The organism is Nocardioides mangrovicus (assembly GCF_003674065.1).
GTDB classification, from domain to species: domain Bacteria; phylum Actinomycetota; class Actinomycetes; order Propionibacteriales; family Nocardioidaceae; genus Marmoricola; species Marmoricola mangrovicus.
This window is the reverse complement of sequence record NZ_RDBE01000010.1, coordinates 715,398-741,181: the sequence shown is the minus strand read 5'-3', so window position 1 is coordinate 741,181 and position 25,784 is coordinate 715,398. Positions and strand designations below refer to the sequence as shown.

18 protein-coding genes and 1 tRNA gene are annotated in these 25,784 nt (G+C 73.4%); 16 read left to right on the top strand and 3 right to left on the bottom strand.

The window, feature by feature from the left end; all coding sequences use genetic code 11:
- The first annotated feature begins 26 nt into the window (after positions 1–26).
- The 11 genes from D9V37_RS21030 to D9V37_RS18025 all read left to right on the top strand — a co-directional run bounded on the left by D9V37_RS21030 (position 27) and on the right by D9V37_RS18025 (position 10,659).
- Positions 27–728: a pentapeptide repeat-containing protein gene (locus D9V37_RS21030; RefSeq protein ID WP_121807513.1), complete on the top strand. Its 702-nt coding sequence runs from the start codon at positions 27–29 to the stop codon at positions 726–728.
- A gap of 39 nt (positions 729–767) precedes the next feature.
- Positions 768–1,535 (top strand): SDR family NAD(P)-dependent oxidoreductase, encoded by a 768-nt coding sequence (locus tag D9V37_RS18070; RefSeq protein ID WP_121807512.1) that lies wholly within the window; start codon positions 768–770, stop codon positions 1,533–1,535.
- Positions 1,536–1,583: 48 nt separating this feature from the next.
- On the top strand, positions 1,584–2,795 hold the full coding sequence (locus D9V37_RS18065; RefSeq protein WP_121807511.1) for an acetyl-CoA C-acetyltransferase: 1,212 nt from the start codon (positions 1,584–1,586) through the stop codon (positions 2,793–2,795).
- Between the two features lies 1 nt (position 2,796).
- The gene (locus tag D9V37_RS18060) at positions 2,797–4,989 is read left to right on the top strand and encodes a 3-hydroxyacyl-CoA dehydrogenase NAD-binding domain-containing protein (RefSeq protein ID WP_121807510.1); all 2,193 of its coding nucleotides are present in this window, start codon (positions 2,797–2,799) and stop codon (positions 4,987–4,989) included.
- A gap of 48 nt (positions 4,990–5,037) precedes the next feature.
- A complete protein-coding gene (locus tag D9V37_RS18055) occupies positions 5,038–5,778 on the top strand; it encodes an ABC transporter ATP-binding protein (protein WP_232524993.1) in 741 nt (246 codons plus the stop codon).
- On the top strand, positions 5,753–7,306 hold the full coding sequence (locus tag D9V37_RS18050) for a hypothetical protein (protein WP_121807509.1): 1,554 nt from the start codon (positions 5,753–5,755) through the stop codon (positions 7,304–7,306). Before D9V37_RS18055 ends, D9V37_RS18050 begins: the two co-directional genes overlap by 26 nt.
- Before the next feature lie 36 nt (positions 7,307–7,342).
- Entirely contained in the window at positions 7,343–8,098 is a 756-nt protein-coding gene (locus tag D9V37_RS18045; protein WP_121807508.1) for an SDR family NAD(P)-dependent oxidoreductase, read from the top strand.
- Positions 8,095–9,147, top strand: a complete 1,053-nt coding sequence (locus tag D9V37_RS18040; protein ID WP_121807507.1) for a phosphotransferase family protein — start codon at positions 8,095–8,097, stop codon at positions 9,145–9,147. Before D9V37_RS18045 ends, D9V37_RS18040 begins: the two co-directional genes overlap by 4 nt.
- Complete coding sequence (locus D9V37_RS18035; protein WP_121807506.1) at positions 9,147–9,767, top strand: histidine phosphatase family protein; 621 nt, start codon at positions 9,147–9,149, stop codon at positions 9,765–9,767. The genes D9V37_RS18040 and D9V37_RS18035 overlap by 1 nt, the downstream gene beginning before the upstream one ends.
- Positions 9,768–9,770: 3 nt before the next feature.
- Positions 9,771–10,514 carry an SDR family oxidoreductase gene (locus D9V37_RS18030; RefSeq protein ID WP_121807505.1) on the top strand — a complete coding sequence of 248 codons (744 nt, stop codon included), beginning with the start codon at positions 9,771–9,773 and terminating at the stop codon, positions 10,512–10,514.
- Positions 10,515–10,566: 52 nt separating this feature from the next.
- Positions 10,567–10,659: transfer RNA gene (locus D9V37_RS18025), tRNA-Sec, on the top strand.
- Positions 10,660–10,817: 158 nt separating this feature from the next.
- Here the strand turns inward: D9V37_RS18025 and D9V37_RS18020 are convergent.
- Both D9V37_RS18020 and D9V37_RS18015 read right to left on the bottom strand, forming a co-directional pair.
- A complete protein-coding gene (locus D9V37_RS18020) occupies positions 10,818–11,306 on the bottom strand; it encodes a cysteine hydrolase family protein (protein ID WP_121807504.1) in 489 nt (162 codons plus the stop codon).
- Complete coding sequence (locus D9V37_RS18015; protein ID WP_121807503.1) at positions 11,303–12,751, bottom strand: purine-cytosine permease family protein; 1,449 nt, start codon at positions 12,749–12,751, stop codon at positions 11,303–11,305. The genes D9V37_RS18020 and D9V37_RS18015 overlap by 4 nt, the downstream gene beginning before the upstream one ends.
- 32 nt (positions 12,752–12,783) lie before the next feature.
- Between D9V37_RS18015 and D9V37_RS18010 the strand changes: the two genes are divergently transcribed.
- From D9V37_RS18010 to recD, 5 genes are all read left to right on the top strand, one after another.
- Positions 12,784–14,448: an FAD-binding dehydrogenase gene (locus tag D9V37_RS18010; protein WP_121807502.1), complete on the top strand. Its 1,665-nt coding sequence runs from the start codon at positions 12,784–12,786 to the stop codon at positions 14,446–14,448.
- Entirely contained in the window at positions 14,445–14,807 is a 363-nt protein-coding gene (locus tag D9V37_RS18005; RefSeq protein ID WP_121807501.1) for a DUF2568 domain-containing protein, read from the top strand. The genes D9V37_RS18010 and D9V37_RS18005 overlap by 4 nt, the downstream gene beginning before the upstream one ends.
- Before the next feature lie 130 nt (positions 14,808–14,937).
- Positions 14,938–18,273, top strand: a complete 3,336-nt coding sequence (recC, locus tag D9V37_RS18000) for an exodeoxyribonuclease V subunit gamma (RefSeq protein ID WP_121807500.1) — start codon at positions 14,938–14,940, stop codon at positions 18,271–18,273.
- Complete coding sequence (locus tag D9V37_RS17995; protein WP_121807499.1) at positions 18,270–21,614, top strand: UvrD-helicase domain-containing protein; 3,345 nt, start codon at positions 18,270–18,272, stop codon at positions 21,612–21,614. The genes recC and D9V37_RS17995 overlap by 4 nt, the downstream gene beginning before the upstream one ends.
- Positions 21,611–23,407: an exodeoxyribonuclease V subunit alpha gene (gene recD / locus D9V37_RS17990; RefSeq protein WP_121807498.1), complete on the top strand. Its 1,797-nt coding sequence runs from the start codon at positions 21,611–21,613 to the stop codon at positions 23,405–23,407. Before D9V37_RS17995 ends, recD begins: the two co-directional genes overlap by 4 nt.
- Here the strand turns inward: recD and D9V37_RS17985 are convergent.
- On the bottom strand, positions 23,397–25,664 hold the full coding sequence (locus D9V37_RS17985) for a putative bifunctional diguanylate cyclase/phosphodiesterase (RefSeq protein WP_147455996.1): 2,268 nt from the start codon (positions 25,662–25,664) through the stop codon (positions 23,397–23,399). The genes recD and D9V37_RS17985 overlap by 11 nt on opposite strands.
- Positions 25,665–25,784 lie beyond the last annotated feature (120 nt).

Sequence of the window (25,784 nt, the reverse complement as noted above, 5' to 3'; positions counted from 1 at the left end):
CAGTTCGTCGTGGGAAGCAGGCGGCCGTGACCGAGCTCGAGGCCGACTGCTCGCGCTGTGTGGGGCTGTGCTGCGTGGTGCCGGCGTTCGGGCGCTCGGCCGACTTCGCGATCGACAAGCCGGCGCGCACGCCGTGCCCGCACCTGGGCGGCGACCACCTCTGCACCATCCACGAGGTGCTGCCCGAGCGGGGCTTTCGCGGCTGCACCGTCTACGACTGCTTCGGCGCGGGCCAGTTCGTCGTCCAGGACCTCTTCGGCGGGGCGGCCCCGTCGCCGGCGATGTTCGACGCGTTCGAGGTCGTCGAGCGGCTCCACGAGCTGCTCTGGTACCTCGCCGACGCGCGCTCGCGGCCCGAGGCGGCCCCGCTGCACGACGAGGTCGACGGGCTGCGCGACCGGGTGAGCGCGGCGGCCCGCTCGCCCCACGACGTCGACGTGACGGTGCTGCAGTCGCGGTGCGGCGCCCTGCTCGACGAGGTCAGCGGCCTGGTGCGCGCCGGCGGGCCGTCGCTGCGTCACGCCGACCTCGCCGGCCGCGACCTGCGCGAGGAGGACCTGTACGCGGCAGATCTACGCGGCGCGGTGCTCATCGGCGCCGACCTGCGCGGCGTCGACCTCGGGCCGGCCGACCTGCTCGGGGCCGACCTGCGCGACGCCCGGGTCGCCGGAGCCGACCTCTCGCAGGCGCTCTTCCTCACCCGGCTGCAGGTGCGTGCGGCCCGCTGAGGGCGGAATCTGCGACAGGTGCGCCGACTTGTGCCTGACATGACCGACTCCCTCGACGGAACCGTCGCCCTCGTCACCGGCGCCTCCAGCGGCATCGGCCAGGCCGCCGCGCTCGACCTCGCCCGCCACGGCGCCCGCGTGGCGCTGGTCGCCCGCCGCACCGACCGGCTCGAGGAGCTGGCCGGGCAGATCGGCTCCGAGGTCGGCGCCGACGCCCTCACCCTCACCGCCGACGTCACCGACCGCGAGCAGGCGCAGCGAGCCGTGGCGCAGGCCGCGGAGCACTTCGGGCGCCTGGACACCGTCGTCAACAACGCCGGCGTCATGCTGCTCGGCCCCGCCGTCGACGCCCCGCTCGAGGAGTGGGAGCGCATGGTGCAGCTCAACGTCACCGGGCTTCTCTACGTCGCCCACGCGTCGCTGCCGCACCTGCTGCGCGCGGCCGAGGCCGGCCCGCGCCAGGTGGCCGACCTGGTCAACATCTCCTCGGTGGCCGGCCGCGTGGCCCGCAACGGCAGCGCCGTCTACAACGCCACCAAGCACGCGGTCGGTGCGTTCAGCGAGGGGCTGCGCCAGGAGGTCGCGCGGCGCCACGTGCGGGTCTCCCTGGTCGAGCCTGGCGCGGTGGCCACCGAGCTGGCATCCCACAACCGGCCCGAGGTGCAGGAGGGGATGAACCGCCGCTTCGAGGGCATGGAGCGCATGGAGGCCGAGGACATCGCCGAGGCGATCTCGTTCGTGGTCACCCGCCGGCGCCGGGTGGCGGTCAACGAGGTGCTGGTCCGCCCCACCGAGCAGGAGGGATAAACCTCACGCGCCCTTGGACGCTGACAGTTCTACTGTCATGATCGCGGCATGGCCGAAGCTTTCGTGTACGACGCGATCCGCACCCCCCGCGGGCGAGGCAAGAAGACCGGGACCCTCCACGAGGTCAAGCCGATCGACCTGGTGGTCGGGCTGCTCGACGAGGTTCGCAAGCGCAACCCCTCCTTCGACCCCGACCGGGTCGACGACGTGGTGCTCGGCGTCGTCTCGCCCATCGGCGACCAGGGCAGCGACATCGCCAAGACGGCGGCACTCGCGGCGGGCTACCCCGAGACGGTGGCGGGCGTGCAGCTCAACCGCTTCTGCGCCTCCGGGCTGGAGGCCGTGAACCAGGCGGCCTCGCGGGTGCGCGGCGGCTTCGAGGACCTCATCCTGGCCGGCGGCGTGGAGTCGATGAGCCGGGTGCCGATGGCCTCCGACGGCGGCGCGTGGGCGGCCGACCCGGCCACCGCGCTGACCACGGGCTTCGTACCGCAGGGCATCGGCGCCGACCTGATCGCCACGCTCGAGGGCTTCACCCGCGAGGACGTCGACGCCTTCGCGGTGGAGTCCAACCAGCGGGCGGCGAAGGCGTGGGCCAACGGCTACTTCGCCAAGTCGGTCATCCCCGTGGTCGACATGAACGGCGTCACGGTGCTCGACCACGACGAGTTCATCAAGCCCGACTCGACGGTGGAGTCTCTCGGCGGTCTCAAGTCCAGCTTCGCGGCCATCGCCGAGCAGGCCGGCTTCGACAACGTGGCGCTGGAGAAGTACCACTGGGTCGAGCGGATCGACCACGTCCACACCGCCGCGAACTCCTCGGGCATCGTCGACGGCTCGGCCATCGTGGCCATCGGCAACGAGCAGGTCGGCCACGACCTCGGCCTCACGCCGCGGGCGCGCATTGTCTCCGCCGCGGTCTCCGGCGCCGACCCGACCATCATGCTCACCGGTCCGGCCCCGGCCTCGCGCAAGGCACTGGCCAAGGCGGGCCTGGAGGTCGACGACATCGACCTGTTCGAGATCAACGAGGCCTTCGCCGCGGTCGCGATGCGGTTCATGCGCGACCTGGGCATCGACCACGAGATCACCAACGTCAACGGCGGCGCGATCGCGATGGGCCACCCGCTGGGCGCCACCGGCGCGATGATCCTCGGCACGCTGGTCGACGAGCTGGAGCGGCGCGACCTGCGCCGCGGCCTGGCCACGCTCTGCGTCGGCGGCGGCATGGGCATCGCCACGATCGTCGAGAGGGTCTGAGATGAACGACCAGCAGTCGTCCGTGCGCTACGAGCGGGGAGACGACGGGATCGTCGTCCTCACCCTCGACGACCCCACCGGCAGCGCCAACGTGATGAACGACCTCTACAAGGCGTCGATGCACGCCGCGGTGGAGCGGCTGATCTCCGAGAAGGAGGGCATCACCGGCGTCGTCGTCGCGAGCGCGAAGAAGACCTTCTTCGCCGGCGGCGACCTCAAGGGCATGATCAAGGCCGGCCCGGACGACGCCCCGGAGGTCTTCGCCAACATCGAGGCCATCAAGGCCGACCTGCGGGCCCTGGAGACCCTGGGCAAGCCCGTCGTGGCCGCCATCAACGGCGCCGCGCTGGGCGGCGGCCTGGAGATCGCGCTGGCCTGCCACCACCGCATCGTCGTCGACGACTCGAAGGTCCAGCTCGGGCTGCCCGAGGTCACCCTCGGCCTGTTGCCCGGCGGCGGCGGTGTCACCCGCGTCGTGCGGATGCTCGGCATCCAGGACGCCCTGATGAACGTGCTGCTGCAGGGCACCCGGTTCAAGCCGGCCAAGGCCCACGAGCTCGGCCTGGTCGACGAGCTGGTCGCCACCCGCGAGGAGCTCGTGCCCGCCGCGAAGGCCTGGATCACCGCCCACGCCGGCGACCCCGAAGCCGCGAAGCAGCCGTGGGACCGCGAGGGCTACCGGATGCCGGGCGGCACGCCGTCGAGCCCGAAGCTGGCCGCCTTCCTGCCGGCGTTCCCCTCCTTGCTGCGCACGCAGCTGAAGGGCGCCGACATGCCGGCGCCGAAGGCGATCCTGTCCGCCGCCGTCGAGGGCGCGCAGGTCGACCTGGAGACCGCGACGCGGATCGAGTCGCGCTACCTGACCAAGCTGATCGTCGGGCAGAACTCCACGAACATGATCCAGGCGTTCTTCTTCGACCTCGGCGCCATCAACTCCGGCTCGCTGCGCCCCGAGGGAGTCCCCGCCTACACCGCATCGAAGGTGGGCGTGCTCGGCGCCGGGATGATGGGCGCGGGCATCGCCTACTCCGCGGCCCGCTCGGGCATGGAGGTCGTGCTCAAGGACGTCTCCGCCGAGGCGGCCGAGAAGGGCAAGCAGTACTCCGAGAAGCTGCTGGCGAAGGCCGTCTCGCGCGGGAAGCTCACGCAGGACAAGGCCGAGGAGGTGCTGGCGCGGATCCACCCGACCGCGGACGCCGCCGACCTGGCCGGCGTCGACACCGTGATCGAGGCCGTCTTCGAGGACCCCGACCTCAAGCACCGCGTGTTCGAGGAGGTGCGCGAGCACGTGAACCCCGACGCGCTGCTGTGCTCGAACACCTCGACGCTGCCGATCACCGAGCTCGCCTCGGGCGTCGACCGTCCCGAGGACTTCGTCGGGCTGCACTTCTTCTCCCCGGTCGACAAGATGCCGCTGGTGGAGATCATCCGTGGCGAGAAGACCTCCGACGCCTCGGTGGCCAAGGCGCTCGACGTCGTCATGCAGCTGCGCAAGACCCCGATCGTGGTCAACGACAGCCGCGGATTCTACACCTCCCGCGTGATCGGCACGATGGTCAACGAGGGCCTGGCGATGCTGGCCGAGGGCGCGCACCCGGTGTCGGTGGAGCGCGCCACCACGCAGGCCGGCTACCCGGTCGGCGTGCTGCGGCTCTCCGACGAGCTCAACCTGGAGCTGATGGCCAAGATCGCCAAGGCCACCCGCGAGGCGGCCGAGCGCGACGGCGGCACGTACGCCCCGCACCCGGCCGAGACCGTGGTGCAGCAGATGATCGAGGCGGGTCGCCCCTCCAAGCTCAAGGGCGCGGGGTTCTACGACTACGAGGACGGTCGCCGCACGCGGCTGTGGCCGGGGCTGAGCGAGCTGTTCGCGCCCGCCTCGACGCCGCCGGACTTCGCCGACATGAAGGACCGGCTGCTGTTCATCGAGGCCGTCGAGACCGCCCGGTGCTTCGCCGAGGGCGTCATCGAGTCCTCGGCCGCGGCGAACATCGGCTCCATCATGGGCATCGGCTACCCGCCGGCCACCGGGGGAGCGGCGCAGTTCATCCACGGCTACGTCGGCCCGGCCGGCACCGGGGTGAGCGGCTTCGTGGCCCGGGCGCGTGAGCTGGCGGCGGCCTACGGAGACCGGTTCGACCCGCCCGCGTACCTGGTGGAGCTGGCCGAGAAGGGCGAGCGGCTCCCCGCCTAGGTTCCGCAAACCCTCCCAAAACCGACAGCCCTCGGTGAGAATGGGCGGGTGAGCGTGAGCCTGTCGGACCCGACCCACACCCGCACCGCCGAGGCGGTCGACGTGCGCGGGCTGCACGTGCGCTTCGGCTCCGTGCACGCCGTCCAGGGCGTCGACCTCACCGCTCGTGCCGGTGACGGCACCGCCCTGCTCGGGCGCAACGGCGCCGGCAAGTCGACCACCATGCGCGTGCTGGCCGGCGTGGTGCCGCCCAGCGAGGGCGTCGTCTCGGTGGCCGGCCACGACGTCGCGCTCGACCCCATGGCGGTCAAGCGTGCGGTCGGCTACTGCCCCGACGTCGGCGGCCTGGTGCCGCGGGCGACGCCGTGGGAGCACCTGCAGCTCTCGGCGCGGCTGCGCCGCATGGACGACTGGGAGAGCCGCGCACGCGACCTCCTCGAGCGGTTCGACCTCGGCGAGGTGATGCACCGCGTGACCAGCGGCTTCAGCCACGGCATGGGCCGGCGGCTCTCGGTGGTGCTGGCCGCGTTCCACGAGCCGGAGGTGCTGCTGCTCGACGAGCCCTTCGACGGCGTCGACCCCACCGGCGTGACCGCGACGATGGACGTCATCGGCGAGACCCGCGCTCGCGGCGGCGCCGTGCTGGTCTCCACCCACCTGCGCGAGCTGGCCGTCGAGGCCTGCTCCACCGCCCTCGTGCTCCGCGGCGGCTCGGCCGTCGCGCGGCTGGACTCCGCGGAGCTGGCCGGCGAGGAGGGCACGCGTGTCTACCGCGGTCTTCTCGACTGAGCCCCTCGCGTCCCGCCTGCTCGCCCCGGTCCGCGACCTGCAGGCCCTGCTGGCCTTCCGCGCCTCCGGGCTGGACCGCCGGCGCCGTCACCGGCTGCAGCTCGCGCTCGGCATCGTCGTCGGCCTGACGCTCTCGGCCATCGTGGTGCCGGCCTACGTGCGCGGCAGCGCGCACGAGGCCGGCGTCGGCAAGATCCTGGGCATCTTGCCGTCCATCTACCTGGGGTTCCTGGTGCTCGCGGCGGTCTCGGCGGCCGCGTCGGGAGGCGGGCGGGAGCTGGTGCCGCGCGACCAGGCGGTGGCCTGGCCGATCTCGCCCACGACCGACCACCTCGGCTCGCTGCTCCTGGCCCCGCTCAACGTCGCCTGGCTGCTCCAGGCCTGGACGCTGCTGGGGATGACGTCCTACAGCGCCGGCCCGAAGGGCCTGCTGCTCACCGTGCTGCCGGTGCTGGCCTACATCGGCCTCGCGACCGCGCTCGGCCAGGTGGTGGCCTGGACCCTGGAGTGGGTGCGCCGGGGGCCGTCGGGCACCTGGATCGTGCGCGGGATCGTGCTCGCGGTCGCCGCGCTGGTCGCCGGGGTGCTGGTCACCGGCCACCTTACCGAGGTGCTCGACCACAGCCCGACGCTGCGCGTCTACCTCGCGGCGCTCAACGGCCAGAGCCCCGGGCTGCACACCTACGTGGTGCCGACGCTGACGACCGCGCTGCTCGCCGCGGCCGCCGTCGTCGTCGGCGCGCTGCCCGCGGGGTGGGCGGCTCGCCGCGCCCCGCGTGAGGAGCACCGGCTCGAGACCGGCCTGTTCCGGCCGCGGCCGAACCCGGCCAGCGACCTGTGGGCGCTGGTGCGCATCGACCGTGCCGGCGTGTGGCGCTCGGTGCCGCTGCGACGCGGTCTGCTGGTGCTGGCCGTAATGCCCGGCGCCATCGCGCTCGCCGGCCACCTGCAGTGGACCCGGCTGACGATCCTGCCGGGCCTGGTCGCCTCCGGCGCCGCGCTGCTCTTCGGCGTCAACACCTGGTGCCTGGACGGCCGCGGCGGCCTGTGGCGCCAGAGCCTGCCGGTCGCGCCCGGTCAGATGTTCACCGCGCGCGTGTGGGTGCTGGCCGAGGTGCTGCTCGCCACCGCGCTGCTCACCGTCACCCTCGGCGCGACCCGCGCCGGCCGTCCGACGCCGGAGCAGCTGCTCTCCGTGGTGGCGGTGCTCGTGGTGGTCACCGGGCAGGTGCTCTCGGCCTCCATGCGCTGGTCGGTGGACCACCCCTACGCCGTCGACATGCGCAGCGCCCGTGCCACCCCGGCCCCGCCGGTGGTGATGGTCGGCTACTCCACGCGGCTGGCGCTGAGCACCACCGTCGTCGGGCTGGTCTTCTCCGGCCTGGCCGAGGTGGCCGACGGCACCACCTTGATCCTGCAGGTGGCGGCGTTCCTGCTGCTGATCTCGGTCTTCCGGATCTACCGGGCCCGATCGCGCTGGCTCGACCCCGCCGTACGGGCCAAGATCGTGGTGACGATCGCCGGCTGAGCGCGAGGCGCCACGGCCGGGCTCTAGGGTCGGGCTATGACCCGCGTCCTGATCACCGGCGGCGCTGCCGGGCTCGGTGCCTCCCTCGCGGCGGCGTACCGGGCCAGAGGCGCCGATGTCGTTGTCGCCGACATCGCCGAGACCGCCGAGACCGCCGACGGCCTGCACCTCGACGTCCGCTCGGAGGGGGACTGGGCCGCGGCGCGCGCGTGGGTCGAGGAGCACTGGGGTGGCCTCGACGTGCTGGTCAACAACGCGGGCGTGGCCGGTGGCGGCCGGGTCGACGTGGCCACCATGGAGGAGTGGCAGTGGATCACCGAGATCAACCTCTTCGGCGTCGTCCGCGGCACCCGCACGTTCGTGCCGATGATGAAGCAGGCCGGATCGGGCACCATCCTCAACATCGCCTCGCTGGCCGGCCTGGTGCACCCGGCGGGGATGGGCTCCTACAACGCGGTGAAGGCCGGGGTGGTGGCCTTCACCGAGACCATCGGCCACGAGCTGGCGGCCTTCGGCATCCGCGCCGCCGCGGTGTGCCCGTCGTACTTCCGCACCGGCCTGATGGACTCGGTGCAGGGCGCCGACACGGCGCTCTCGGCGACCATGACCAAGCTGGTGGCCAACGCCCCGCTCGGTCCCGACGACATCGCCGCGGCGGTGCTCGAGGGGCTCGATCGCGGTGAAGAGCTGATCCTGCCCGATCCCGCGGCGCGGGCGGCGTACGAGCTGAAGCTGAGCGACCGGGCGGCCTACGACGCCCAGCTGCGCCGCCAGGCGGAGCGCCTGTCGTGAGCGACGCCGTCGCGGTCCGCGAGGAGGACGCCTTCGACGTCGCCGCTGTGGTGGCCTGGCTCGCCGCGCAGGGCGTGGAGGTGGGCGAGCTCGAGGTGCAGCAGTTCCCGGGCGGTGCGTCGAACCTGACGTACGCCCTGGGCGAGGACCTGATCCTGCGCCGCCCGCCGACCGGCCGGAAGGCCAAGGGCGCGCACGACATGGGCCGCGAGTTCCGGATCCAGGCGGCGCTGGCCGAGCCGTTCGGGCTGGTGCCGCCGATGGTCGCCTTCTGCGAGGACGAGTCGGTGATCGGCTCCCCGTTCTACGTGATGGGCCGCGTCGACGGCATCACGCCGCGGCGCGAGCTCGGCGTCGACCTCGACGCCGAGGCGGTGCGCACGCTGTGCGAGAACACGCTGGAGGTGCTGGTGCGGCTGCACGGCGTCGATGCGGCCGCCTCGCCCGAGCTGTCGGCGCTCAACAAGGGCAGCGGCTACGTGCGACGCCAGATCGAGGGCTGGTCGACCCGCTGGCGGCAGGCCGTCACCGACGACGTCGACGAGGAGCGGGCGGCGCGCGCCGAGCGGGTGATGGGGTGGCTCGACGAGCACCAGCCTGCCGACGTCGCCCAGTGCGTCATCCACAACGACTTCCGCTTCGACAACCTCGTGCTCGACCGTGCCGACCCCACGCGGGTGCTCGCCGTGTTCGACTGGGAGCTGGCCACCGTCGGCGACCCGCTGATGGACCTGGGCTGCACGCTGGCCTACTGGGTGCAGGCCGACGACGACCCGTGGTTCGAGCAGTTCCGCCGCCAGCCCACGCACCTGCCCGGCATGCTCACCCGCGACGAGCTGGTGACGGGCTACGCCGAGCGCACGGGGCGCGAGATACCCGACCGCGACCGTGCGTTCTACGAGGCGTACGGCGCGTTCCGGCTTGCGGGGATCAGCCAGCAGATCTACTACCGCTACTTCCACGGGCAGACCCACAACGAGGCCTACGCCCGCTTCGGTCCTGCTGCCGCGGCGCTCGAGGCCAGGGCGGCCGACATGCTGGGGGTGTGATGGGCCGGCTGCTGCTGGTCCGGCACGGCCAGGCCTCCTTCGGGGCCGAGGACTACGACGTGCTCTCACCCACCGGCGAAGAGCAGGCCCGGGTGCTGGGCCGGTGGCTGGCCGAGCGCGTGGAGAGGCCGGCGGCGGTGGTCCACGGGGCGATGCAGCGCCAGCTCCGCACGGCCGAGGAGCTCACGGACGCCGCCGGCTGGTCGCTGACGCCCTCGCTGGCGGCGGGCTGGGACGAGATCGACCACGTCGACGTGCTCTCCCGCCAGCCCGAGACGCCCGACTACCAGGACTGGTTCGAGGTGGCCACGCAGCGCTGGATGAGCGGGGACTTCGACGCCGAGTACCGCGAGTCGTTCGCCGGTTTCGCCGCCCGGGTCGAGGCCGCCCTGGCCGCCGCGCTCGAGGTCGACGGGCTGGTCGTCGCCGTCACCTCGGGCGGGCCGATCAGCTGGGTGTGCGCAGGACTGCTCGACGCCGGCCTGCCGACGTACCGGCGGCTGGCGCGGGTGGTGGTCAACACCGGGGTGACCACGGTCGTCACCGGGCGACGCGGCACCAACTTGTTGACCTTCAACGACCACGCCCACCTGCCGGCCGACCTGCTCACCTACCGTTAGGCAGTGGCCACGATCCTCATCACCGGCGCCAGCAGCGGCCTGGGCGCCGAGATGGCGCGACAGTTCGCCGACCTCGGCCACGACCTCGCGCTGTGCGCGCGGCGTAGGGAGAAGCTGGAGACGCTGCGCGCCGACGTCGCAGCCACCCATCCCGAGCGCCGGGTCGAGATCCGGGAGCTTGACGTCACCGACGACGACGCGGTGTTCGAGGTCTTCGGCGCCTTCCGCGACGACTTCGGCACCCTCGACCGGATCGTCGTCAACGCCGGTCTCGGCAAGGGTGCCCCGCTGGGCACCGGACGCTACGACGCCAACCGGGCCACGGCCATGACCAACTTCGTCGCGGCGCTCGCCCAGACCGAGGCGGCCATGGAGATCTTCCGTGCGCAGGAGCGCGGCCACCTGGTGATGATCAGCTCCATGTCGGCGGTGCGTGGGCTGCCCCAGGCGCAGACGACGTACGCCGCCACCAAGGCCGGCGTCGCGCACCTGGCCGAGGGGCTGCGCGTGGAGCTCGACGGCACCGACATCAAGGTCAGCGTCATCTACCCCGGCTACATCGCCTCGGAGATGAACGCCGGGCTCGCCGACGCGCCGATGATGACCAGCACGGTCAAGGGCGTGCGCGCGATGGTCGCGGCCATCGAGAAGGAGAAGGACCACGCCTTCGTGCCGCCGCTGCCCTGGGCGCCGATGTCGGTGGCGATGCGCTACGCCCCGCTGTCGCTGTTCAAGCGGATGGTGTGAGATGAGGGTCGTGTGCCCAGATGGCCGCCCTGGCGACCGCCGGAGCACACGAGGAGGCGTACGGGTACCTGGTGGTCCCCCCGGTCTTCAACACCGGTGAGGCCGAGCATCTCGGCCTGGCGGGTTCGATTCCCGTCCGCCTCCGCCGCCGGTTCCCCACGGCACCGTGGTGGACCCTCACTGACCCACCCGAGCTCCGGTGGGGGAGTGACGGTTGACCACGGCACCGTGGTGAACCGTCAGTGACCCACCCGAACCCTCACTGCCCCACACGAACCCTCACTGCCCCACACGAACCCGGGGTCACTCCACACTGACCAGCGGCGCGTACGACGCCATGATCGCCAGCGCCTGCTCGTGGGCGGCGTCGCTGCTCCCGGCGCAGGCGTCGGCGACGACGCGCACCTTCACCCCGGCGTCGGCGGCGGCCAGGACGGTGGAGACGACACAGCAGTCGGTGGCCACACCGCAGACGACGATCTCGCGATGCACCGCCAGGGTCGGCCCCCACTTGCCGAAGGTGGTGGCCACCAGCGCGGGCCGGTCGGTGTAGGGCTCCACCAGCTCGTACTGCGGGTCGTCGGGCGGGGCGAGGGCGAACGGCCACTGCTCGTAGTACTCGACCCAGGCGCCGGTGGGCGTCGCCGGCGCGACGAACCGGGTGAAGGTCACGTGCGGCTCGTGCTCGGCCACCAGCCGTGCGACCGGGTCGAGGATGCTGGCGAACCGCGGTGCACCCCACGGGCCCGCGGCGAAGACCCGCTGCAGGTCGACGACGACCAGGTGGCTCATGCCCGGTCGAGCGAGCCCTGGCGGCGCACCACGGCGAGGCCGCCGGCGAACCCGATGACCAGGGCCACCACGACCCCGATGCCGCTGCCGGCCCAGGTGCCGGTCTTCCCGCCGAGCCCCAGCGGGCCGAGCAGGTAGCCCTGCCAGTTCAGCCAGGCGGCGTAGGTGTTGGTGACCAGGCCCCAGCCCACCACCGTGCCGACGCCCACCACGACCAGCGCGCCGACGTTGACGCTGCCGTAGCGACCGCGGGGGTCGAAGAGTGCGGCGTCGTCGTAGGGGCCGCGCCGGGTGGCGATGTCGGCCAGCATGACCCCGCACCAGGCGGCCACGGCCACGCCGAGGGTGATGAGGAACCCCTCGAACTGGAAGAGGAAGTTTCCGGCGAAGAACACCACGTAGACCGAGCCGACGACCATGACCGCGCCGTCGACGAGGGCCGCGACGGGGCGCGGGATGCGGACGCCGGCGGTGAGCAGGGCCAGGCCCGAGGAGTAGATGTCGAGCACCGCGCCGGCCACCAGGCCCAGCACCACGACGACGAGGAACGGCACCAGCGCCCAGGTGGGCAGCTCCTTGGCCAGCGCGCCGATCGGGTCGGCCCCGATGCCGTCGGCCAGCGTCTTCGACGACCCGGCGAGCAGCAGGCCGACGATGAGCAGGATCGCCGGAGCCAGCGCCCCGCCGAACGTCGTCCAGAACACGATGCCGCCGGTGGAGGCGGTGCGGGGCAGGTAGCGGGAGTAGTCGGCGGCCATCGTCACCCAGCCGAGACCAAACGCCGTGAGCAGCAGGACGAAGCAGCCGAGCACCTTCGTCGCCGAGCCGCCCGGCACGGCGATGACCGCGCCGAAGTCGATCTTGTCCCACACCAGCGCGACGTAGACGACCGTGAGCACGGCGGTGACGACGGTGATGAGGCTCTGCATCCGCATGATGAGGTCGAAGCCCATGAAGCCGCCCGCGATGGTGAGCGCCGCGACGACGACCAGCGCGAGGAGCTTGGTGGCGTCGCCGCTGCTCCAGCCGAGCTGGTCGAGCACGGTCGAGGTGGCCAACGTGGCGAGGATGCACAGCGCGGTCTCCCAGCCGACCGTGAGGATCCACGACAGCAGCGCGGGCGCCCGGTTGCCCTCCACGCCGAAGGCGGCGCGGCTGAGCACCATCGTGGGCGCGGAGCCGCGCTTGCCGGCCACCGCGATGTAGCCGCAGAGCAGGAACGAGATGGCGATGCCGAGGATGCCGACGATCGTCGCCTGCCAGAACGAGACGCCGATGCCGAGCGCGAAGGCGCCCCAGCTGATGCCGAGCACGGAGACGTTCGCGCCGAACCAGGGCCAGAACAGCTGGCGCGGCGTGCCCTTCCGCTCGGCCTCCGCGATCACCTCGATGCCGGTGGTCTCCACGGTGAGCGCCGACGTGCGCGGCGCCTGGTCTGTGCTCATAGCGAGAAAGGTAGACCTGAGAACATGCAGGAATGACGTTCCACGGACAGGCCGATGTCATCGTGGTCGGCGCCGGCCTGGCCGGGCTGGTCGCCACCGCCGAGCTGGCCGACGCCGGCCGGAAGGTGCTCCTGCTGGACCAGGAGGGCGAGCAGAGCCTGGGTGGGCAGGCGTTCTGGAGCCTGGGCGGACTGTTCCTGGTCGACACCCCCGAGCAGCGCCGGCTCGGGATCAAGGACTCCCACGAGCTGGCCTGGCAGGACTGGCTGGGCAGCGCGCAGTTCGACCGGCCCGAGGACCACTGGCCGCGGCAGTGGGCCGAGGCGTACGTGGAGTTCGCGGCCGGTGAGAAGCGCTCCTGGCTGCGGTCGATGGGCCACCGGATCTTTCCCGTGGTCGGCTGGGCCGAGCGCGGCGACGGACGCGCGGGCGGCCACGGCAACTCCGTGCCCCGGTTCCACCTCACCTGGGGCACCGGGCCGGGCGTGGTCGAGCCCTTCGAGCGGCGGGTGCGCGAGGCCGTGGCCAAGGGCCTGGTGACGTTCAAGTTCCGCCATCGGGCCGACGAGCTCGTCACCACCGACGGCGTCGTGACCGGCGTACGCGGGGCCGTGCTCGCACCCGACTCCGCCGAGCGCGGCAGCGCCACCAACCGCGACGTCGTCGAGGACTTCGACTACGCCGCCCAGGCGGTGCTGGTCACCTCAGGCGGCATCGGCGGCGACCACGACCTGGTGCGCCGTAACTGGCCCACCGACCGGCTCGGGCCCGCGCCGACGTCGATGGTGGCCGGCGTGCCGGCGCACGTCGACGGCCGCTTCCTGCAGGTCACGCAGGACGCCGGCGGGCAGGTCATCAACCCCGACCGGATGTGGCACTACACCGAGGGGCTGCGCAACTGGGACCCGATCTGGGCCAACCACGGCATCCGCATCCTCCCCGGGCCCTCGTCGCTGTGGCTCTCGGCCACCGGCGAGCGGTTCCCCGCGCCGTACCTGCCCGGCTTCGACACCCTCGGCACGCTGCGCGAGATCCTGCGCACCGGCTACGAGTACTCCTGGTTCGTGCTGACCGAGAAGATCATCGAGAAGGAGTTCGCGCTATCCGGCTCCGAGCAGAACCCCGACCTGACCGGCAAGGACATCAAGCTCACCCTCTCGCGCGCACGGCCCGGGCCGGCCGGGCCGGTGCGGGCGTTCATGGAGCACGGCGAGGACTTCGTCGTGGCCGACTCGCTGCCCGAGCTGGTCTCGGGGATGAACGCCGTCGCCGGCTCGGACCTGATCGACCTCGACCGGCTGCGCACGATCATCGAGCAGCGCGACCGGGAGATGGACAACCCCGTCTCGAAGGACACCCAGGTCACCTACCTGCGCCAGCACCGCAAGTTCCGCGGCGACCGACTGGTGCGGGTGGCCTCCCCGCACAAGATCCTCGATCCGAAGGCGGGCCCGCTCATCGCGGTCCGGCTCAACATCCTCACCCGCAAGACCCTCGGCGGCCTGCACACCGACCTGTCGGGCCGGGTGCTGCAGGCCTCCGGCGAGCCGCTGCCCGGCGTCTACGCCGCCGGCGAGGTGGCCGGGTTCGGCGGTGGCGGCATGCACGGCTACAACGCACTGGAGGGCACCTTCCTGGGCGGCTGCCTGTTCTCGGGACGCACGGCGGGCAGGGCGATGGCCGAAGCGCTGCGGTGAGGGCGTTCGGCTGGACCGTGCTCGCGCTGGTGTTCCTCGACGAGCTGCTGGCCATGGCCGCGAGCTACGTGTGGGGCGCCCACGCCGCCGGGTGGTGGCTGGGCGTGCTCGCGGCGATCGCGGTGGTGCTGGTCTGGTTCCTGTTCGCCTCGCCGAAGGCGCAGTACGGCGGTCCGCTGGTGCGGCCGGTGGTGAAGGTGCTGGTCTTCGCCATGGCCTCCTTGGGTCTCTGGGCGGCGGGACACCCGGGGTCGGCGCTGGCGTTGCTGACGTTCTCGGTGGTGGTCAACGGGCTGGCCCAGCTGCCGGGGGTGCGGGAGCTGGCGATGCGCGAACCGGGTGAATCGGGCGTCGTATGACTGAAACTCGTCTCGTTGCGCGTTTCTGGAGCGAAATTCCCGGGGTTTTGCCGGGTGCCCGGCAAAACCCCCGCCGCCCGGCGGCGCACACCCCGACCCCCTGTCCGACCCCCGATCTACCCTCACCTGCGTGCCACTCCTGATCCACCGCGCGCCGCGGTCCGACGTCCTCGCCGAGGGCCTCGCCGACCTGCTGCGCGCACCCCTGCCCGACCCGTTCGCGCAGGAGCTGGTGATCGTCCCGGCCAAGGGGGTGGAGCGGTGGCTGAGCCAGCGGCTCTCGCACCGGTTGGGCACCGGGCCTGCCGACCATGGGGGAGGCGACGACGGCGTCTGCGCCGGGGTGGAGTTCCGCTCGCCGCGCTCGCTGGTCGCGGAGGTCACCGGGCGCGAGCGCGACGATCCGTGGTCGCCCGACCGGCTGGTGTGGCCGCTGCTGGAGGTGGTCGACGCGGCGCGCGAGGAGCACTGGTGCGCCCCGCTGGCGCGGCACCTGGGCCTGGTCGGGGTCGACGCCGACGACGAGCTGCGCCGCGGGCGCCGCTACGCCACCGCGCGGCGACTGGCCCGGCTGCTCAACGGCTACGCCGTGCAGCGTCCGGCGCTCCTCGAGGCCTGGGAGGCGGGCCGGGCCGAGGACGGCACGGGCGCGCCGCTGGCCGACGACCTCGCCTGGCAAGCCGAGCTGTGGCGCCGGCTGCTGGCGCACACCGGGCTGGTCTCGCCGGTGGTGCGCCACGGCGAAGTCCTGCGCGCGTTGCGCGAGGCGCCCAGCGAGCTCCCGGAGCGGGTGAGCCTGTTCGGCCACACCCGCATCCCGGTCACCGAGGCCGAGCTGCTCGCCGCGCTCGGGCGCCACCACGCGGTGCACCTGTGGCTGCCGCACGCCTCCGCGGTCGCCTGGGAGGCGTTGGCCGGCCGCACCGGCGTCGAGGTCCGGCGCGACGACATCTCCTACGAGGCGATCGGCCATCCGTTGCTGGCCTCGCTGGGCCGTGACGTCCGCGAGCTCGAGCGCACGCTGCTCACCGTGCGGCCCGACGCCGACACCGCGGTCGAGGCCGCGAGTCTCGAGCCGCAGCGGCCGGCCACGCTGCTCGGCTTGCTGCAGGCCGACGTCGCCGCCGACCGGCCACGCCCCGAGGGCCGCACCCTCGCGCCCGAGGACCGCTCGGTCCAGGTGCACGCCTGCCACGGACCGGCCCGCCAGGTCGAGGTGCTGCGTGAGGTGGTGCTCGGGCTGCTGGCCGACGACCCCACGCTGGAGCCTCGCGACATCGTGGTGATGTGCCCCGACATCGAGGCGTACGCACCCCTGGTCGAGGCCGCCTTCGGGCTCGGCGAGGCGGTGGCCGGCGCCCACCCGGGCCAGCGGCTGCAGGTGCGCCTGGCCGACCGCGCGCTCACCCAGACCAACCCGCTGCTCGGTGTGGTCGGCGCCGTGCTCGACCTGGCCGACGGCCGCGCGCCGGCCAGCCTGGTGCTCGACCTCATGGCCACCGAGCCGGTCCGACGCCGCTTCGGCCTCACCGACAACGACCTGGAGACCGTGCACCGCTGGGTGGAGCAGGCCGGGGTGCGCTGGGCCTTCGACGCCGAGCACCGCGACGAGTTCGGGCTGGCCGAGTACGTCCAGAACACCTGGCGGTTCGGGCTCGACCGGGTGCTGGCCGGGGTCGCGGTGTCCGACGAGGCGCAGGTCGACGGTCCCGGCTACGTCGGCACCGTGCTGCCGCTGGACGACGTCTCGTCCACCAGCATCGACCTGGCCGGCCGGCTGGCCGAGCTGGTCGACCGGCTCGCGCAGGTCACCGACGCCCTGATCGGCGTCCACCCGATGGCGCACTGGCTGGGCGTGCTGCGCGAGGGCATCGGCTCGCTCAGCGCCGTCGGCCGCGGCGAGGAGTGGCAGCAGGCCCAGCTGCACGCCGAGCTGGCCGACCTCGCCGACGCCGCCGCCGAGGGGCACTCGCCCGATCTGCGCCTGTCCGACGTCCGGGCGCTCATGGCCGAGCGGTTGGCCGGCCGGCCCACCCGCGCCAACTTCCGCACCGGCACGCTCACCGTCTGCACGATGGTGCCGATGCGCTCGGTGCCCCACCGGGTGGTGTGCCTGCTGGGTCTCGACGACGGCGTCTTCCCCCGCACCACCGTGCACGACGGCGACGACGTGCTCGCCCGGCGTCCGCTCACCGGCGAGCGCGACCCGCGCAGCGAGGACCGACAGCAGCTGCTCGACGCGGTCATGGCCGCCACCGAGACGCTGGTGGTCACCTACAGCGGCTTCGACGAGACCACCTCGGCCGAGCGGCCGCCCGCGGTGCCATTGGGTGAGCTCCTCGACGCCCTCGACGGCACCGTCGAGGGCGCCACCGCCCGCGTCGTGCACGCCCACCGGATCCAGCCGTTCCATCACGGCTACTTCTCGGGCAGGCCCCCGTTCTCCTTCGACACCCACGCCGCGCGTGGGGCCGCCGCGGCCGCGGCCCCGCCGCGGACCCCGCCGCGGCTGGCCGACGTCGTGCTGCCCGCCCTGCCGCCGGCCGACGTCGAGCTCGCCGACCTCGTCGGCTTCTTCCGCGACCCCGTGGGCACGTTCCTCAGGCGACGCCTCGACGTGGGGCTCCTGCGTGAGCACGCCGAGGTCTCCGACCGGATCCCGGTGGAGCTGGACAACCTGCAGGCGTGGGGCGTCGGCGACCGGCTGCTGCGCCAGCTGCTGGACCAGGGCTCGCCGCAGCAGGCGCTGCAGCGGGAGTGGCGGCGCGGTGAGCTGCCGCCGGGAAGCCTCGGCTGGCACCGGCTGCGCTCGATCGCCGAGCTCACCACTCCGATCGCCGAGGCCGCCGAGGCCGTGCGGGCGGGTCTCGCGGAGACCTCTCGCGACCTCCACGTCGGTCTCGCCGACGGCCGCCGCCTGGTCGGCACCGCCACCGGCATCCATGGCCGGCGCGTCGTGGTGGCCGGCTACTCCACCCTCGACGCCAAGCAGGAGCTCGACGCCTGGATCACCCTCGTGGCGCTGGAGGCCGCCTCGCCCGGCGCCGGATGGACGGCCACGGCGCTGGGGCGCGCGAAGCGCCAGCCGTTCGGCTCGGTCACGTTCGCGCCGCCCGACGATGCCCGGGCGACGCTCACCCGGCTGCTGGGTCTCTACGACGCCGGCCTGCGCGGTCCGCTGCCGCTGCCGCTGAAGACCTCGCGCGCGTGGGCCGTCCGGCGTCGAGAGCGTGGCGCCGACTGGCAGTGCGAGTGGGCCGCGCGCGACAAGTGGTCCTCCTTCCGGTTCTCCGGGGAGGACGAGAAGGACGCCCACGTCCGGGTCTGGGGCCCGCGCACGCCGCTCGCCGATCTCCTCGCCGATCCGCCCGGACCCGGCGAGGAGTACGCCGGTGAGAAGTCCCGGCTCGGGGCGCTGGCCATGGCGCTGTGGGACGAGGCGCTGTCGAAGGCGAGCCGCTCGTGACCTCCCCGACCCGACCCGAGGGCTTCGACCTGCTGGGTCCGCTGCCCACCGGCACCACCGTGCTCGAAGCCAGTGCCGGCACCGGCAAGACCTTCGCCATCGGCGCCCTGGTCACCCGTTACGTCGCCGAGGGCGTCGCCGACCTCTCCGACCTGCTGGTGGTCACCTTCGGGCGAGCCGCCACCCGCGAGCTGCGCTCGCGCGTGCGCCACCAGCTGGGGCTGGCCGAGCGGGCGCTGGCGCTGCGGCTGGCCGGCGAGCCGGTCGGCCCCACCGACGAGGTGGTCACGCTGCTGCTGCAGGGCACCGAGCAGCAGCTCGCCGACCGTCGGCGCCGGCTGGTGCGGGCGCTCTCGGGCTACGACGCGGCCACCATCGCCACGATCCACGAGTTCTGCCAGCTGGTGCTGCGCTCGCTCGGCGTCGCCGGCGACGTCGATCCCGGCGCCCACCTGGTGGAGAACCTCGACGACCTGGTGCGCGAGGTGGTCGACGACGTCTACCTCGCCCGGTTCGGCCCTCGCGCCGAGCCACCGTTCACCCATGCCGTCGCGATGACCCTGGGCCAGGAGGCGGTCGGCGACCCCCAGGCCCGGCTGATGCCAGACGACGCCCCCGACGACTCGCCGACCGGCGAGCGGTACCGCTTCGCGGCCGAGGTCCGCGAGGAGGTCGCCCGGCGCAAGCGCGAGCGCGGCATCCTCGGCTTCGACGACCTCCTCGGCCGGCTGGCCGCGAGCCTGGCGGCCGAGGGCTCCCGAGCGGCGGAGCGGATGCGCGAGCGGTGGCGGATCGTGCTGGTCGACGAGTTCCAAGACACCGACCCCGTGCAGTGGGAGGTCTTCGAGCGCGCCTTCCACGGCCACGCCACGATGGTGCTGGTCGGCGACCCCAAGCAGGCGATCTACGCCTTCCGCGGTGGCGACGTGCCGAGTTACCTCGCCGCCCGCGAGGTCGCCGGCACCATCCGCAGCCTGGAGGTGAACTGGCGCAGCGACGCAGCCCTGGTCGACGCCCTCGGGGTGCTGCTCGACGACGTCGAGCTGGGCGACGAGCGGATCCGGGTGCAGCCGGTGCGCGCGCACCACGCCGAGCGTCGGTTGGCCGGTGCCGAGGACCCGACGCCGGTGCGGGTGCGCGTCGTGCACGGTGCCGAGCTGGGCACCACCAAGCAGGGCTACGTCGCCATCGACAAGCTGCGCCGTCGGATCGCTGCCGACATGGCGGGCGACATCGCCGCACTCCTGGCCTCGGGCGCCACCCTCGCGGGACGGCGGGTCGAGCCGCGCGACATCGCCATCCTGCTGCCGGTGCGCACCGGTCTGGAGCTGTTCCGGGCGGAGCTCACCCGGCACGGCGTGCCCAGCGTCGTCACCGCCGGCAGCGACGTCCTGGCGGGTACGGCGGGGCGGGAGTGGCTGGTGCTGCTCGAGGCGCTCGACCAGCCGCAGAGCACCCGGCGGGTCCGCTCGCTGGCGCTGACCTCGCTCATGGGCGTCACCGCCGAGCGGCTCGAGGCCGGCGGTGACGCGCTCACCGACGACCTCGCCGAGCGGGTGCGCCGGTGGCTGGACCTGTTCCGCAGCCGCGGTGTCGCCGCCGTCTTCGAGGCGATCCGCGCCGGCGGGCTGGCCGAGCGCGTCCTCGCGCTCGAGGACGGCCGGCGCCACCTGACCGACCTCGCCCACATCGCCGAGACGCTGCACGACGTCGCCCGACGGCGTCGGCTGGGCACCAGCGCACTGCTGGAGTGGCTGCACGAGGAGCGCGAGTCCGGCGACGTCGCCGAGCGCAGCCGACGGCTCGACACCGACGAGGACGCCGTGCAGATCCTCACCGTGCACGGCAGCAAGGGTCTGCAGTTCGGGTTCGTGTACCTGCCGATGTCGTTCCACGACCGCGAGCTGCCGAACCGGCAGGTCCACCTCTACCACCACGACGGGCGGCGCTGCCTCGACGTCTCCGGCGAACCGTCGGCGTCGGTCCGCAAGGCCGCCGTCAACGAGGACCTGGCCGAGGAGCTGCGGCTCACCTACGTCGCACTCACCCGGGCCGAGGTCCAGGTGACGCTGTGGAGCGCGCAGTCCAAGGACTCCGACGGAGCGGGCGTGAGCCGGCTGCTGCTGGGCCGTGATCCCGGGCAGGCCACGGTGGCGAACCTGGTGCCGATCGGCATCCCCGACGCCGACGTCGACGCCCGGCTGGCCCGCTGGCAGGCCGCCGGCGCCATCGGCGTCGCCCCGGCCGAGCCGGTCGAGCAGCAGGCCCCGGCCGTCGCCGAGGGTCCGCTGGCGCCGGCCGCCCGACGCTTCGACCGCGGCATCGACACCGACTGGCGTCGCACCTCCTACTCCGGGCTGATCCGGGCCGAGGAGAGGACGGCCACGTCCGCCGCGGACTCCGAGCCCGAGGAGGCCGGCACGGTCGACGAGGCCGACGACGTCGAGGGTGAGGGTCTCGACGACGCCGGGCTGCCGTCGGCGGCGGCCGGCACGGACGGCCCGGTGTCGCCGATGGAGGGCCTTCCCTCCGGCGCCACCTTCGGGTCCCTGGTGCACGGCGTGCTCGAGCACGCCGACCCGGCCGCGCCCGACCTCGCGGCCGAGCTGCGGCGCTGCGTGGTCGAGCAGCTGCGATGGTGGCCGGTCGAGGCCGGCATCGACGAGCTCGTCGAGGGGCTGCTGCCGATGCAGCACACGCCGCTCGGTCCGCTGGCCGCCGACCTGACGCTCGCGCAGATCGGGCTCGGCGACCGGCTCAGCGAGCTGGACTTCGAGTTCCCGCTGGCCGGCGGCGACACGGCGACACGCAAGGCACCGCTGCTGCGCACGGTGGGCGAGGTGATGCTGCGCCACCTGCCTGCGGACGACCTGCTCCGCGACTACGCCACCCGGCTGGCGGTGCCCTCGCTGGGCGACCAGCCGCTGCGTGGCTACCTCAGCGGCTCCATCGACGTCGTGCTGCGGGTGCCCGGCGGCGACGGCGAGCCGCGCTTCGTGGTCGTCGACTACAAGACCAACCGACTCGGCGGGCCCGACCGGGTGCTGACCGCGTGGGACTACACGCCTCCCGCGATGGCCGAGTCGATGCTGCACTCGCACTACCCGCTGCAGGCGCTGCTGTACTCGGTGGTGCTGCACCGCTTCCTGCGCTGGCGGCTCCCCGGCTACGCCCCCGAGCGGCACCTCGGCGGGGTGCTCTACCTCTACGTCCGCGGCATGTGCGGGCCCGACACCCCGGTGGTCGGCGGCCAGCCGTGCGGGGTCCTGGCCTGGACGCCCCCGGCCGCGACGATCGTCGAGCTGTCGGACCTGATGGCGGCCCAGGAGAGTGCGCGATGAGCGCCGAAGGCACCGACCCGTACGACCGCCGGATCGCGCTGCGCGCCGGCGGTCTGCTGGGCGAGTTCAACGCCGCAGGCGTGCTCGACGCGGGCGACGTGCACGTGGCCACCCGGCTCGGCGTCATCGTCGAGGAGCACGACGCCGAGGTGCTGCTGGCGCTGGCGCTCACCGCCCGTGCGGTCCGGCTGGGTGCGACCTGCCTCGACCTCGCCACGGCGGCCGACACGGTGCAGGTGCCGGCGCCGACGGGGAGCAACGGCACCGGCACCGGCCTGCTCGACACGGCCGAGCTGCCGTGGCCCGACCCGGCCTCCTGGACCGACCGGGTGCGGGCGAGCCCGCTGGTGGGGCAGCGGCTGCTGCGGATCGACCTCGGCCGGCTCTACCTCGATCGCTACTGGCGCGAGGAGGTGCAGGTCCGCGACGACCTGCTGCAGCGGCTCGCCGCGCCGGCACCGCAGGTCGACGCCGGTGCTCTGGCCGCCGGAGCCGCGCGCGTCTTCCCCCGACCGGGCTACGAGGAGCAGCGCACGGCCGCCACGCGTGCGGCGTCGCGGCTGACCACGGTGCTCACCGGCGGGCCGGGCACGGGCAAGACCGCCACCGTCGCCGGGCTCCTGGCGCTGGTGACCGAGCAGCAGCCCGAGGCCCGGATCGCGTTGGCCGCACCCACCGGCAAGGCCTCGGCGCGGCTGCAGGAGTCGGTCGGGCGCGAGCTGCGCGCGCTGCCGGCCGAGGACGCCGCAAGGCTCGCCGACCTGCGATCGGTGACGCTCCACCGGCTGCTCGGCTCGCTGCAGCCGCGCACCGGCAACCGGTTCCGCCACGACCGGCACCACCGGCTGCCGCACGACGTGGTGGTGGTCGATGAGTCCTCGATGGTGTCGCTGACGATGATGGCCCGGCTGCTCGAGGCGCTGCGGCCCGACGCGAGGCTGGTGCTGGTGGGTGATCCGGGCCAGCTCTCACCGGTGGAGGCGGGTGCGGTGCTCGCCGACCTCGTCGACGGTCTCCACGGCCGCTCGGACTCCCCGGTCGAGGCGCTGCAGACCACCCACCGCTTCGCCGGCTCGATCGCCGAGCTCGAGCAGGCGCTGCGCGTGCGCGACGCCGACCAGGTGATGCACGTGCTCACCACGGGGGCCGACGTGGAGCTGGTCGACCCCACGGACGCCGAGGCCGTCGCGTCCTTCCGTGAGGTGTCGGTCGACGCGGCCTACGCCGTCACGGCCGCCGCCGAGGCGGGCGAAAGCGGGGCCGCGCTGCAGGCCCTGGAGGCGCACCGGCTGCTGTGCGCCCACCGCTCGGGCCCGTACGGCGTCACCGGGTGGAACCGGTGGGTCGAGCGGTTGCTGGCCGACCGCACGGGCCTCACCCACTACGAGGAGTGGTACGCCGGGCGACCGGTCCTGGTGCTGGCCAACGACCACGGTCAGGGTCTCTACAACGGCGACACCGGCGTCACCGTCCGGGCCGCGGACGGCCGGCTGCGGGTGGTCGTGCCCGGAGCCGAGGGGCCGCGGGAGTTCGCCACCACCCGGCTGGCCGACGTGCAGACGCTGTACGCGATGACGGTGCACAAGTCGCAGGGCTCCCAGGCACGGGAGGTGAGCGTGGTGCTACCGCCGCCGGAGTCGCCGCTGCTGACCCACGAGCTGCTCTACACCGCGGTCACCCGCGCCGAGGCGCGGGTGAGGGTGCTGGGCACCGAGGCGGCCGTGCGCGCCGCGGTCGCCCGCACGGTGCAGCGCGCCTCCGGACTCGCCGAGCGGCTCGCCCTCAGCCGATGAGCGAGGCGCGGTGGAAGGCCGGCACCGCGCCGGCCGGCATGGGCCGCGCCAGGTGGTAGCCCTGCACCGCGTCGCAGCCGAGTCGTCGCAGGGTCGCCAGCTGCTCGGGATGCTCGACGCCCTCGGCGATGGTGCGCAGTCCGACCGCGTGAGCGGCGCCCACCGTGAGCCGCAGCACCTCACGCCAGCCGCGACGGTTGTCGTCGAGGAAGCTGCGGTCGATTTTGAGCAGGTCGGCCGGCATCTCCTGCAGGCGTGAGAGCGAGCTGTAGCCGGTGCCGAAGTCGTCGATGGCGATCTTGACGCCCAGCTCGCGCAACCGGTGCAGGTGCTGCACCGAGCTCAGCTCGTCGGCCAGCGCGGTCTCGGTGACCTCGACGACGAGCCGGTCGGCGGGCAGCCCGGTCGCGGCCAGGGCGGCCTCGATGTCGGTGGTGACGCGCGACCGGGCGAGGTGGCGCGCGGAGATGTTCACCGAGACGTAGACCTGGTCGCGGTCCAGGTCGCCGTTCCAGGAGACCACGTCCGTGCAGGCGCGCTGCAGCACCCAGGTGTCGAGGTCGCAGATCAGGTCGGACTGCTCGGCCACCGCGACGAACTCGGCCGGCGAGACGATCCCGTGCCCCGGCCGCTCCCAGCGCACGAGCGCCTCGTAGCCCAGGACCCGGCCGTTTTGCACGCCCACGATGGGCTGGTAGAACGCGCGCAGCTCCTCGTTGTCGATGCCCTGCCGGATCGCGCCCTCCAGCGCCGCCTGCTCGCTGGCCGCCTTCCGCAGGGCGAGGTCGTAGAGGTCCGCACGACCCTTGCCGCTCGACTTCGCGCGGTAGGCCGCCAGGTCGGCGTGGTGAAGCAACGTGTCGGCGTCGGTGCCCAGGCCGGCGTTGACGGCCACGCCCACGCTGGCTCCGATGGTCACCGGGCCGCCGTGGGTCAGCTCGAACGGCTCGGCCAGGTCGCTGACCACGCGCCGGGCCGCGCGCATCGCCGCCGGCGGGTCGTCGACGGGGTCGAGCAGCACGATGAACTCGTCACCTCCGAGCCGGGCCACGACGTCGCCGGCGCGCACCTGGGCCTCCAGCCGGCGGGCGACCAGCTGCAGCAGCTCGTCGCCGGCGGCGTGGCCGCGCACGTCGTTGACCCGCTTGAAGCCGTCGAGGTCGACGAAGAGCAGCGCCACGGTCGCTCCGCTCCGCCGGCCACGGTGCAGCGCGTTGGCCACCATCCGCAGCCCCTGGGGCCGGTTGACCAGGCCGGTCAGGAAGTCGTGGTTCGCCTCGTGGGCCAGCTGCAGCTGCAGTCTCGTGCGCGCGGCCTCGGACCGTGAGACCTCGTTGAGCGCCACGTACATCCGCACCACGACCAGGCTGAACATCAGCGCGGCGCCGATCACCACCCCCCACACGTCGACCCGGGTGTGGAGCGCCGCTTGGGTGGCCAGCGTGGCCGGAGCGACGAGCACAGCAAGGACCAGCGCGACCAGCCGGAGCCGGCCGAACCGCTCCTCGGCGTGCTCGGCCGGAGCGGTGAGCCGGGTCATCGTCGGGTGCAGCGCCGCGCTGCCCCACAGCACGTAGGAGGCGAGCCACAGCACCTGGAGACCGCGCGGTGAGTCTCCGGTGCGCAGCTCGACGACCGAGTTGGCCAGGTCGGCTGCGATCAGCAGCGTGACGGCTCCGAACAGCAGCCGTGCCGAGGTACCCCAGCCACCGGGGCTGGCGACGAGGTGCACGAGGGCGACCAGTACCACGAGGTCGCCGAGCGGGTAGCCGAAGATCACCACCTGGTGCCACACCGACAGGCTTCCGGCCTCAGCCTGACGCAGCAGCAGCTCGTAGCAGATCAGCCCCAGGCCGCAGGCCAGCAGCATCCCGTCGAGGGTGGCGGCGAGGTCGGTCCGCAGGCCACGGGCCCGGGCCAGCTGAGCGATGGCCACGGCAAACAGCGGGTAGCCCAGCAGGTAGGAGACGTCGCCGCCGTTGGCCAGGTCCTGCGCCACGTGGACGGTGCCCTCGGCGTAGGCGTAGAACGTGTCACCCACGACCCACAGCGCCAGGCCCAGCGCCATGAGCCACCAGGGCAGCGCCGGGGCGGGTCGGTGCAGGGTTACGCCGCCGAGCACGCCGAGCACGCCGACCAGGCCCAGCGCCGCGTAGACGGCATCGGCCAGCGCGCCGGTGGGCGCCAGCAGGTAGCAGCCGGCGGCGACGAGCCCGACGGTCAGCACCGCCCAGCTCAGTCGGCTTCCCCCGGTCACCGCGATCGGAGCCGTCCCGGCGCCCCGAGGAGGATCCGTGACCGAGCGGCCGGAATGGTCCACGAGCGATCCCGGGTCGGCTGCGAGCCGTGCGCGGTTTGTCATCGGCGAACACTCCCG